This window comes from Microbulbifer sp. ALW1, from assembly GCF_009903625.1.
GTDB lineage: Bacteria > Pseudomonadota > Gammaproteobacteria > Pseudomonadales > Cellvibrionaceae > Microbulbifer.
Genome location: NZ_CP047569.1, coordinates 3,500,911 through 3,513,367 on the forward strand (window position 1 = coordinate 3,500,911; position 12,457 = coordinate 3,513,367).

At 56.3% G+C, this 12,457-nt stretch carries 7 protein-coding genes; 3 read left to right on the forward strand and 4 right to left on the reverse strand.

What is annotated here, in order from left to right:
* Window positions 1–3,141, forward strand: coding sequence for an efflux RND transporter permease subunit (locus GRX76_RS14595; protein WP_160153985.1), 3,141 nt, complete (start codon window positions 1–3; stop codon window positions 3,139–3,141).
* Window positions 3,142–3,213: 72 nt separating this feature from the next.
* On the opposite strand, the gene GRX76_RS19200 is transcribed toward GRX76_RS14595, so the two are convergent.
* On the reverse strand, window positions 3,214–5,559 hold the full coding sequence (locus tag GRX76_RS19200; RefSeq protein ID WP_201276825.1) for a hypothetical protein: 2,346 nt from the start codon (window positions 5,557–5,559) through the stop codon (window positions 3,214–3,216).
* Here GRX76_RS19200 and GRX76_RS19205 point away from each other — a divergent pair.
* The gene (locus tag GRX76_RS19205) at window positions 5,540–5,839 is read left to right on the forward strand and encodes a hypothetical protein (RefSeq protein ID WP_201276826.1); all 300 of its coding nucleotides are present in this window, start codon (window positions 5,540–5,542) and stop codon (window positions 5,837–5,839) included. The genes GRX76_RS19200 and GRX76_RS19205 overlap by 20 nt on opposite strands.
* 191 nt (window positions 5,840–6,030) lie before the next feature.
* On the opposite strand, the gene GRX76_RS14605 is transcribed toward GRX76_RS19205, so the two are convergent.
* From GRX76_RS14605 to GRX76_RS14615, 3 genes are all read right to left on the reverse strand, one after another.
* Entirely contained in the window at window positions 6,031–6,972 is a 942-nt protein-coding gene (locus tag GRX76_RS14605) for a MaoC/PaaZ C-terminal domain-containing protein (RefSeq protein ID WP_160153986.1), read from the reverse strand.
* A gap of 168 nt (window positions 6,973–7,140) precedes the next feature.
* Window positions 7,141–9,321 carry a prolyl oligopeptidase family protein gene (locus GRX76_RS14610; protein ID WP_160153987.1) on the reverse strand — a complete coding sequence of 727 codons (2,181 nt, stop codon included), beginning with the start codon at window positions 9,319–9,321 and terminating at the stop codon, window positions 7,141–7,143.
* 178 nt (window positions 9,322–9,499) lie between these two features.
* A complete protein-coding gene (locus tag GRX76_RS14615; protein WP_160153988.1) occupies window positions 9,500–10,873 on the reverse strand; it encodes an SLC13 family permease in 1,374 nt (457 codons plus the stop codon).
* Window positions 10,874–11,114: 241 nt separating this feature from the next.
* Between GRX76_RS14615 and GRX76_RS14620 the strand changes: the two genes are divergently transcribed.
* Window positions 11,115–12,455, forward strand: a complete 1,341-nt coding sequence (locus GRX76_RS14620) for a Na+/H+ antiporter NhaC family protein (RefSeq protein WP_160153989.1) — start codon at window positions 11,115–11,117, stop codon at window positions 12,453–12,455.
* The last annotated feature ends 2 nt before the right edge of the window (window positions 12,456–12,457 follow it).

Sequence of the window (12,457 nt, forward strand, 5' to 3'; positions counted from 1 at the left end):
ATGAATAGTCTGATTGCCTGGTGGGCGCGCAACAGCGTCGCCGCCAATCTCGCGATGATCGGTATTTTTGTCGCCGGTCTGATCGGTTTTTCCAGTATGGAACGGGAAATGGATCCCCAGGTGCGCTTCCCCGGTCTGGAGATCCGGGTGAACTGGCCCGGCGCCGCCCCACAGGAAGTGGAAGAACAAGTCGTCTCCCGCATCGAGGAGGCGGTCAGTGACCTCGACAACATCGATTGGGTGCGCTCAACCTCTTCCGAAGGTCAGGGCGAAGTTTACATCCTCGCGGAAACCACCGTGGATTTTGCCCGTTTTATGAACGACGTGAAGATCCGCGTGGACGGCATCTCGTCTTTCCCCCGCGACATAGAACCGCCGCAGGTACACCAGTGGGTCAACCGCCAGGAATTTATCCGCGTGGCCGTGCACGGTGACCTGAGCGAGCGGGAACTCAAACGACTGGCAGAGCAGTTGCGCCGCGAGGCCACCACCCTGCCGGCAATTTCCGTGGTGGAGCTGTTCGGCACCCGCATGGAAGAGGTTTCCATCGAGGTCAGCGAACAGGCCCTGCGCCGCTACGGCATGACCTTTCAGGAACTGGCAGATGCCATCCGCAACAGCTCGATCAACCAGTCAGCCGGTACCGTGCGCACCGAAGTGGGCGCCTATCAGCTGAAGGTGCGCAACCAGGCCGACAGCGAGCAGGAATTTGCCAATATCATCGTGCGCCAGACCGCCGACGGCGGCACCATTCGTGTGGGCGATGTGGCCGAGGTCATCGACGGTTTTGAAGACAACGAAATCCTGGCCACCCTGAACGGCGAACCGGCCGTGTTGCTGCAGGTCATGAGCACGGAAACCATGGATATCGTCACCGCTTCAGACGCCATCCGCAAATGGATCGACGAGCGCAGCAAAACCCTGCCCGCCGGTGCCAAGCTCACCCTGTGGACCGACAACGCTGAGGATTTCAAAGGCCGCATGGAAACCATCAGCAGCTCTGCGTTCCAGGGTTTGCTGCTGGTGCTACTTGTGCTGGTCTTCAGCCTGCGCCCGAAAGTAGCCTTTTGGGTGGCAACCGGTATCGCCACTGCCTACGCCGGTGCCTTTGTACTGTTGCCGAGCGTGGGGGTATCCCTGAATATGCTCTCCACCTTTGCCTTCCTGCTGGTACTGGGCATCGTGGTGGACGACGCCATTGTGGTTGGGGAATCCATTCACTCGGAATCCCACAACCCGGAAAACCAGCATCCCGGTGGCGGCCTGAACGCAGCGGTCCTCGGCACCCAGCTGGTGGCCAAGCCAGTGATCTTTGCGGTAGTGACCACTATCCTGGCTTTTTTACCCTGGATTTTTATCAGCGGTTCCACCAGTGAGTTCACCCGTCACATCACCTGGGTGGTAATTCTCGCCCTGCTCTTCTCGCTGATTGAGTCCCTGTTCATTCTGCCGGCCCACCTCAGCAAGCTGAAACCGATCACCGAACCCGGTCGCTTCGGACGCGTGCAACAGCGCATCGCCGACAGCATCATTTACTTCGCCCAGAACCACTATCGCCGTATCGGCCAGTGGGCCGTGGATCGGCGCTACCTGACCCTGAGTATTTTTATTGCTGTCATCATGATCGGTTTCGGCCTGTTTGGCAGTGGCTGGGTAAAGAAAGGCTTTATGCCGGATATTGAATCCGATCAGGTCATCGTCAACGTCATTATGCCGGAGGGCGCCCCTTACAGCCGCGCACTGGAAGTACTGGCGCAGTTACAGGATGCGGAAAAGCAGCTGGAAGAAGAAGTAAACCAGCGCACCAATGGCGAAGGCGTGCTGATCGAAAACTGGTATACCCGCTCCCGTCGCGACAGCGTTATGGCCATTGTGCAACTGGCGCCACCGGAAACCCGCGACATGTCAGCCAAGGACGCGGCACTGCGTCTACGGGAGCTGCTCGGTGATGTGCCGGACGCAAAAGAGGTGTCCGTACAGTACTCCCTCAACAATAACGGCCCGGGATTCGAGCTCTCCATTCGCCACCCGGACCTGGATATTCTGCGCGCTGCCACCGCCGATCTGGAAACCCAGCTGCGCAGTTATGAAAGCCTGTATGACGTGCGCAACAACCTCGAAGGCGCCTCGGAAGAAATCCGTATCGACCTCAAGCCCGGCGCCACCAAGCTGGGGCTGACCCTGGCCGACGTAAACCGCCAGGTGCGTCAGGCCTATTTCGGTGAAGAAGTGCAGCGGCTGCCCCGTGCCGGACAGGATGTCAAAGTCATGGTGCGCTACCCGCTGGAGTCCCGTCGCTCCATCGAGAGCCTGAAAGACTTCCGTGTGCGCACCAGTGACGGCCGTGAGGTCCCCCTGCTGGCGGTCGCAGACCTGGAATACGCGCCGGGTATCAAGCGTATCCAGCGCTGGAACGGCAATCGCGCAGCGCGGGTAATGGCAGACCTGAAAGACGATGTGCGCGGCGACATCATGAAGGACCTGAACGAAAACTTTTTCCCCGAATGGGAAAAACGTTACCCCGGCATTATTCGCGGCGCCGTGGGTCAGGCCGAGGGAGAGAAGCGCTTTATCCAGGAAGTACTGGGGCTCTACATCATGGCCTTCTTCGGCATGTACAGCCTGCTGGCCGTGGCCTTCCGCAGCTACTCCCAGCCGATCCTGATTCTGGTCGCCATTCCCTTCGCCTTCGTCGGAGCCATTTTCGGCCACGGTGTGATGGGCATGACCATGGCCATCTTCAGTTACTTCGGCATTGCCGCGGCCGCGGGGGTGGTGGTGAATGACAACCTGGTGTTGATGGACCGCTGTAACCGGCTGCGGGATCAGGGCATGGAGCCCATCAAAGCCATCGTGGAAGCCGGTGTCTCCCGCTTCCGCCCGATCCTGCTGACCACCGTCACCACCATTGTCGGCCTGGTACCGATGATGCTGGAGCGCAGTATCCAGGCGGCCTTCTTGCAACCCATTGTTGTGGCACTGGCGTTCGGGGTGTTTGTGGCCTTCTTTGTCACCCTGCTACTGGTACCGGCGCTCTACTCCATTGGACTGGATATTGCGACAGCGACTGGCCAGGTTAAATCCTGGCTCGGTTCGCGGCTCTTTGGGCAACAGCGCCAACCAGTGACGCCGGCAAAATAACGCGACCACTACCAGTCCGTTACACACAAAAAAAAGAGGCCGCAATTGCGGCCTCTTTTTTTGGCAGAATCATTATTTAGAAATGATCACATGCTTACCACTTTCGAAGTCCAGCTGCATCAGCTGATTGAACGTCGTACCTAGCAGTTGCTGCTTGCTGGTCAGTACCATATTAAATACCGGTGCATTGTGCTTCACTTCTGCAGCGCAGGCATCGGCATTCATATCGACCTTTGCCATCACACCACCAGCCACCCACATAGAACCCCGTTCGGGATCCAGTTTCAGGCTCCTGACAGCTTCGAACTCAGGGTTGAGTGCATTGTTGATGGGCGCAGTAGTGCAGTTTTGTAAAAGACCCGTGGTTTCACCCGTTGCCATATCGTAGCTATACAGGCCATCTGCCGCCTGCGTCAGGATATACAACAAGCCCTTTTCGGCATCCAGCTCAACATCCACGGGCACATCAAAAAGTTCTTCAGACTGTACCAGTGCATCTAACGCCCCGGTTGCCAGATCGACCGACCAGACCCCGTTCAATTCGGTATCGGTTACCAGCAGCTGTTTATTGACAGTATCCAGTGTCGCGCCGACAAAGCTAAAAATACCTGAGCCACAGTCATAACCGGAAGGTGTTCCATCTACGAGTTTCGACCAGCTGCCATCGGTAGGATTGATACTGAAAATAGCATTTGGGAACACCGCATAAAGACGATTGTTGGCGGAATCCAGCAGCAGGTCCTGGGCCGTGTGATTACATTCAAAGTCAAAACCGGTCACCACAGTGCGGTCGCCACTCTCCAAATCGACTTCGATCAGATACTCCGCAGCATTACCGCCATCATCCAGCAGATACGCTTTATTTGCCGTCTCATCCAGCGCGACACCGCGGGGAGCTACCATCCGTTTGCCACTACCCACGCCATTGCCGGCAAATTCGGAGCGTGCTCCGGATTCAGTATCAATCGCCATCACATATTCGAAGCTGGAATCTGCCACCAGGATACGGCTATTGGCTTCATCCAGCCCTACCGAACGAACCTGGGCAATGTTGTACAACGCCTCCTCTGATTCCAGCGACAGTGTAGTTATCTCACCCGATGCAAGGTCACCTTTAACAATGCCTTCGTAGCCCGCCAAATAAGCAGTTGTATTCGCCGCATTCACCGCAATCCCGGCCAATAAAAGGTCGGAAACCGGCAAAAGATCCGTTGCGGTGGCGCCATCAAGGGAAACCTTGCGCACACCATCGGCATTTTCATTACCCCAATAGTCGCTAAACAGTAACAGCCCATCGGCCGCCAACGCGAAGCTATCAGACTTAATTACCTGGCCATCGGCGGTTTCGCCATCGATCACGGTGGTGATACTGTCACCGACAAAGTCGTAGCGCTGTACCACGGTTTTACTGAAGTCATAACCATCGACCGAGAAATATTTGAACAGCAAATACAGAGAGGCTTCATCCGCGGTCAGCTGTGCGCCATAGAGATGGGCATACAGCCATTTGTCGGTGTCCAAATTCAGGTTCTGGAATTTGAGCTGGGTTTTTCCGCCGGAAGCCATGTCCACACTGGTCAACCTTACCCAGTTGTCACTGAGCTGGCCGCAGAGCACACTGTTGCTGCTGGCGCGATAGGCAAGACCATCACAGTAACCCAGACCCGAGACACTGAGCGGGCTGTAACTCGCATCGTCCAACCCAAAGGCAATCAGCTGGTCGAGTGATGCCTGGCCGAGCAAACGGCGATTCGTCGCGTCCACCACAAACCGGGTAGGCACTTTTCTCGAGATTACCTCGGCAACACTGGCGGATTCCTCAACGTTGCCCTGATCGTCTTCAGTGCTCACCACCAGCAGCGTACTGTCGGCATCTTCCAGAGGCAGGGTAACCTCCCAGGTTACTTCCGACTCGGCCTCTGCTGTGCTGTCCTCTTCCATTACTTCACTTTCTGTTACTTCACTTTCCATGCCGCTATAGGAAGTGAATGCGGCAGGCGCCGAGCGATGAACTTCCAGCGGAGAAACCTCGGAAGATAGGGGTAAAATATTTGCTTCAACCCCATTCACCTTGATTGATGTAATGCCGTTCTTATCCGAGGCTACGCCCTTGACCAGAACACTGCCTTCCTCGGTGCGGGAGACTTTCCAGGGGAAGAGGATACTTGCCACAGGTGCTTCTGCATCCGCCCCCGCATCCGCGATCTTGAAGCTAGCACTGACGATACAGTCACCAGCAATCGCGCCGGTTTCATACTGATCCTCCTCCAGCGCACCGTCACAGCCGGAAACGGAATCAATCACATAGCCTTCGTCGGCTGTCAGGGTAAAGACGCCTGTAGCCCCACTGTCAACGAGCAGTTCTGTCGGCTCGATGCTGCCGCCCTCACCCACTTCGGTGGTCAGGGTAAATTGCACGACCGGGTTTTCACTGCCGCCGGATGAACTACTGGAAGAACTGCTGCCGGATGAGCTGCTGGAAGAGCTACCACCAGAAGAACTGCTGGATGAGGAACTGCTCGACGAACTACTGGATGACGAACTGGAAGAAGAGCTGCTGGACGAGCTGCTACTGGAAGAACTACTGCTGGAGGACCCAGCGCCATCCCCCCCACCTCCGCCACCGCAGGCAGTAACAATCACGCTCGACAGCAAAATTGCACTAAATTTAACCAGCCTCATAAATCCCCCGGACTAACTTATTTTTTTGTTAACGGGCGATTATGTGTAGCCTCTTGATGACTGGCAATTACTGAATAAAGCAACGGCTCAAGTTGGGAACTTATTCCTGAGCGCCAAACCTGGATCACAAAAAAATTCCAGGTGACCGGAAATTTTCCACACCAAAGCTCATTTTTCAGACAGTTCCCCCCGGCACAGAACAAAAGTTTAGCCGCACGCTATCTGGCCGGACAGATGCACCCGCTTACCCGCACTGCTGCTGACGGCAAACCCGGTGACATCGTCACCCGCTGCCCACTGGAAATGCACCTCTGCGGGCAGAAATACCGGCTTGATGAACTTCACATCCAGAGTGAACTGATCCGGCAGTTTTCCGGCATAGGTGCCCTGCTCCAGCCCGGCCAGGCATCGCGCCTTGGTCCACATGCCGTGCGCAATGGCGCGGGGAAAACCGAATATTTTTGCGGTAGGTGCGCTCAAGTGAATGGGATTGCGGTCGCCGGATATACGTCCATAGCGACGACCAGTATCTGCGGGTATCAGCCACTTTTCCGCGGTGTCCTCATTGAAATTCAATGAGCGATTGGCACCCTTCTCTTCTCCAGGCGGACGCGCTTTTTTTCCGTCCGGATGCTTAACCCGACTCAGCAAGGTGCTGATACATTCCCAAACAAGTGCCTCTCCAACATGCACCCTGGTCACCAGCTCAAACTCGTAGCCTCGCTTGACGGGAACCGGGGCACCCAGTTCACAACGGATATCCAGACGTTCGCTCTCCAGTATTGGGCGGTGCTGCACTATGCGATTGCGTGTATGCACCACCCCCAGCACCGGGAAGGGGAAAGCCTCGGATACCAGTAATTTCAACTGCAAAGGCATCGCCAGTACAAAAGGGTAAGTCGCCGGCACCTGGTGGCCGGGGGCGAAGCCACAGACTTCACGGTAGGCATTCAAGTGCTGGGGGTCGATGGCCTGATCGCACAGACTGACGCTGGCAAGCACCGACTCCTGTGCGGGTCCCGGGCAGCCGGATTTGCGGGCCGTAAGGGCGCGAAAATAAAGCGGCAGTATCGCCGGGCGCGAATCGAGTTCAATCTGTAACGGCATAGGCTTCTGTGCTGCACCAGAGGCAGTGGCAATCCTGAGCATGGGTAAAATTAGGTTCCGCATAATAGTTCGAATGGCGACAAGCAGGTAGCCCTGCATCCCGGAGAATTCTCCATTCCAATGATGCCGATAAAATGACAAAACCCGGCGATTGCCGGGTTTTGTTTGAACGAATCCAAAGTGCCAGATCTGTACCAGATCTGAATCCGATTAGCTCTGCGGCAATTCGGTAATTCCCATGTTGTACAGGGTGAAACCGAAAATATCCGCGTACTGCTCGATGGTCTTGGACACCGGCGTACCTGCGCCGTGGCCCGCATTGGTTTCAATACGGATCAGGGTGGGCGCGGCACCCTGCTGTTTGGACTGCAGCTCGGCCGCAAACTTGAAGGAGTGCGCCGGTACCACGCGATCGTCATGATCGGCGGTAGTGACCAGGGTTGCCGGATAGTTCACGCCCACTTTGACGTTATGTACCGGCGAATAGCCTTTCAGATACTCGAACATCTCCTCGCTCTGCTCGGCGGTACCGTAGTCGTAGGCCCAACCCGCGCCCGCAGTGAAGGTGTGGTAACGGAGCATGTCCATCACGCCAACCGCCGGCAGCGCCACCTTCACCAGATCCGGGCGCTGGGTCATCACCGCGCCCACCAGCAGACCGCCGTTGGAACCGCCGCGGATGGCCAGGTAATCACTGGAGGTGTAGCCCTGTTCCGTCAGGTACTCGCCGGCGGCGATAAAGTCGTCAAACACATTCTGCTTCTGCAGTTTGGTACCGGCATCGTGCCAGCTTTTACCGTACTCGCCGCCACCGCGCAGATTGGGCACCGCGTAAACGCCACCAAGCTCCAGCCATACCGCATTGGCGATACTGAAAGAAGGCGTCAGGCTGATATTGAAGCCACCGTAGCCATAGAGAATGGTCGGGTTTTTACCGTTCAGCTTCAGGCCTTTTTTGTAGGTGATCATCATTGGCACCTTGGTGCCATCCTTGGAGGTGTAGAACACCTGCTTGGACTCGTAGCCCGCAGGATCAAACTCCGCACCGGACTCGCGATACACACTGGATTCACCCTTTTTCACATCGAATGCGAAAATAGTGGAAGGCGTTTTGTAGTTGGTGAAGGAATAGTACAGGGTTTCATCGTCGTACTTGCCGCCGAGTGAAGAAGCACTGCCCGGACCTGGCAACGCAATTTCGCGCACGCGTTTGCCCTGGTAATCGTACTGATACACCTTGGACAGGGCATCGACCATATACTCCGCAAAGATATAGCCACCGCCGGTGGATACGGTGAGCACGTTTTCCGTTTCCGGAATAAAGTCCTGCCAGTTTTCCGGGGTCGGCTTGGCCGCATCCACGGTAACCACTTTCTTGTTCGGCGCATCGCGGTTGGTCGCAAGGAACAGTTTGTTGCCCTGGGTATCAATCACGCTGGTATCGGAATCGAAATCGGTCAGTACTGGCACCAACGGTGCATCCGCTTTGGTGAGATCCTGAATAAAGAGGTCGTTACCGGAAGTGGAGGTCGCGCCGGAAATTACCAGGAAGCGATCGTCTTCGGTCACATAACCGGAAACGTAGCGACGTTTCTCTTCCGCAGTGCCACCAAAAATCAGCTGGTCTTCAGACTGTGCCTGGCCCAGCTTGTGGTAATAGAGCTTGTGCTGATCGGTCTTGGCAGAGAGCTCGCTGCCTTCCGGCTTGTCGTAGCTGGAATAGTAGAAGCCCTCGTTTCCTTTCCAGGAAATACCGGAAAACTTAACGTCGACCAGCGGTTCCTCCAGTACTTCTTTGGTCTCGGCATTGATAATGAAGATCTTGCGCCAGTCGCTGCCACCTTCAGAAATGGAGTAAGCCGCAATGGAACCGTCTTTAGAAAACTTCAGGCTCGCCAGTGAGGTAGTGCCATCTTCGCTGAAGTTATTCGGATCCAGGAAAATCTCGGCTTCGCCGTCCCCTTTCTTGCGCCAGACGACGTACTGGTTCTGCAGGCCATCGTTGCGATAGAAGTAGGTGTAGTCACCCTCTTTGAAAGGAGAACCGACTTTTTCGTAGTTCCACAGGGCTTCCAGGCGCTGCTTCAGGGTATCGCGGTAACCGATCTGGTCCAGATAATTGAAGGTCACCTTGTTCTGGGCTTTCACCCAGGCTTCCGTTTCCGCGCTGCGATCATCTTCGAGCCAGCGGTAAGGGTCGGTAATCTCGGTACCGAAGTAGGTATCTACCACGGAATCTTTGCGGGTCTGCGGATAGGTCAGCGCCGCGGCTTGTTGCGATACCGCGGGTTTCACCGTCTCGGCTTCACTCATGGATTTGGTCGTCTCCGGGGATTCTCCCGAGCAGGCCGCCAGTACGCTGGCCACTGCGAGCAGGGATATTTTCTTCATTATTGGGTTGCCTCCGGCTTGAATGGAAACCCCATAGGAAACCCAATTCAGTGGAGCAGATCAAGGAATAGCGCCCTGCCACAACAGAGAGAAGCATTCGGTGGATACTGACGCAATTTTCGATATATTTGACCACAAAATGGCAGCTTAAAAGATCATTAAGCTGCCAACTACCTGACTACACCAGCATCACCCAGCAGACGGCGGCAATAACGAGAGAAGCCAGCACGCTGAGTACCGCCCCCTCTCGTACCATCTCCTGAATTCGCACCTTACCGGTACCGTAGGCAATCGCATTGGGCGCGGTCGCTACGGGCAGCATAAAGGCGCAACTTGCACACATGGCCGCCGGGATCATCAGCACCATGGGGTCGAAGCCGGCACTGGTCGCGACAACGGCCAGAATCGGCATCAGCAGAGTAGCCGTCGCGGTATTGCTGGTAATTTCGGTGAGAAACGTAACGGACAGGCACAGCAGTACCAACATCACCCACAGGGGCATCGCGGTCAGGAACGTCAGTGCCTGCCCCATCATGTCGCTGAGACCGGATTCCACACATCCCTTGGCGATGGCGATACCACCGGCAAATAGCAATAACATGCCCCAGGGAATGCTTTCTGCCGTGGGCCAGTCCAGCAGTCGCCCGCCCTTGCCATTGGGCACCATAAACATCAGTACCACCGCCGCCAGCGCAACCGTACTGTCACCGGCGCCCGGCACGTTCAGCCACTGGCTCCAGCCACCAAAGGGCTCATTGCGGGTTACCCAGAACACAATCGCCAGCCCAAAGACTGCCAGGGTCCTGACCTCTTCTGGCCGCCAGTCCCCCACTGCCGGTGATTCCAGTGGCTTCTGCAGCTGGATACTGCGCGTCAGCCACAACGCCATTAATGGCAGGGTAAGCAAAACTACAGGCAGACCGATCTTCATCCAGCTCAGGAAGCTGAACTCGCGCCCGGTGACCTCTTCATAAATACCCATGAAAATCACGTTGGGCGGCGTACCCAATGGGCTGCCCACGCCGCCGAGACTGGCGGCATAGGCTATCCCCAGAATCAACGCAATGGTCAGGCGATGGTTATCCGCCCGGGACAGAATCGCCAGAGCGATGGGCAGCATCATCAGTGTCGTCGCGGTGTTGGAGATCCACATACTGAGCAGCCCTGCCGCAAGCATGAACCCAAGAACCAGTCGGCGCCCGCTGGAAACTCCCACCAGCTTAAGCATGTAGAGCGCAAGCCGCTCGTGCGCGCCACTTTTTTCCAGTGCCTTGGAGAGCATGAACGCCCCCATCAACAGCAGAATCACATGACTGCCCAGGGAGGACGCCACCAGCTTGTGGTCCCCCACTCCGAAAAGCGGTAGCAATACAAAGGGGACTATGGAGGTTGCGGGAATGGGCAGCGCTTCGGTAATCCACCAGATTACGGTCAACAACGTAATTGCGGCAGTCACCGCCGGCAGGTAGGCCATCCCCAGATGACTAAGCAGCCCGTAAAACAGCAATGACAACAATGGTCCCACAACAATAAAGGAACGCCGGTTCAACATTTATTTTTATTCTCCACACTCATGACTGCGCCCGATGATAGGCGGCCGTGACGAATTTTCATAATACCTGCAACTATTCGGCCATTTTCCAGCCGTATTGCAGATATAACGACGACATCCCCGATGCGCACAACAAATTATTAGCCAGTGTTACCTATACTCTTTAGAATCCGCGCCCTTCAAAATTTGCCGGCGTTTGCTGTCGGCAACTGAAAGCGAATTGTACGGTCCAGTAGTATCCATGGCACAACAATCCCCTGCGCCCTCAGCGCGCGCCCTTCTCCCCCTGCTTTTGTTTCTCGCGCTCTTTGTAGGCGCTGGCCTGTGGTATCAATCCCAGGGCAAGGACATGGCCTTTTACCAGGTATCGGCTCCGGTCGCGATTCTGCCCGCTATCGCCCTGGCTATTCTACTTGCCCATGGCCCACTCAGCCGGCGTATTGAGACCTTCATACACGGGGCTGGGGATCCAACCATCATCACCATGGTGATGATCTACCTGCTCGCAGGCGCCTTCGCCAGTGTCGCCAAGGCCGTTGGCGGCGTGGATGCAACAGTCAATCTCGGCCTTAGTGTGATACCTCCGACACTGGTATTACCCGGACTGTTTTTGATCACCGCCTTTGTGGCAACCGCAATGGGTACCTCCATGGGTACGATCGCCGCTATCGCCCCCATCGCGGTGGGCCTCAGCGATGCGACGGAATTACCGATGCTACTCACCATCGGCACCGTGGTGGGTGGGGCCATGTTCGGCGACAACCTGTCGATCATTTCCGACACCACCATCGCTGCCACCCGCACTCAGGGAGTAAAAATGCGGGACAAGTTCCGCATGAACCTGCTCATTGCCCTGCCCGCCGCTGTCATTGCGTTGATCTGGCTGTATTTCTCCGGCACTACCGCACAGGTCAGCGCACCCGGCGACTACGAGCTGATTCGGGTGCTGCCCTATATCATGGTGCTGGTATTGGCGGTGAGCGGCGTGAATGTTTTGCTGGTGCTGTTTATCGGCATTCTTCTCGCCGGCGCGATCGGGCTGGGCCTGCAGCCGGATTACGCCATCGCGGACTTGTCCAAGGATATTTATGCAGGCTACACCGGCATGCAGGAGATTCTGATTCTGTCGCTGATGATCGGCGGCCTCGGCGCCCTGATGCGCGCCGGTGGCGGACTGGCCTGGCTGGGGCAGCAGATCGACCGCATCAGCCAGATCGGCAGCCGCGGCCAGCCCGGGTGCAAAACCGGCGAGCTGGGGATCAGCACCGCGGTAGCGCTGACCAACGTTTGCACGGCCAACAATACCGTTGCGATCCTGCTTACCGGGCAACTGGCCAAAGATATGGCGGAACGTTACGGCGTGGACCCGCGGCGCAGCGCCAGCCTACTGGATATTTACTCCTGCACAGTCCAGGGACTGCTGCCTTACGGCGCACAGATACTTCTGGCATCGTCGCTGGCAAAAGTTTCCCCGCTGGCTTTAGCGGGCAGTATCCACTACTGCTGGTTACTGGGGATCAGTGCGCTGATTTCCATTGTCACCGGACTGTTTAGTGGAAAAGCAACCGCGGTCAAAAGCTAATT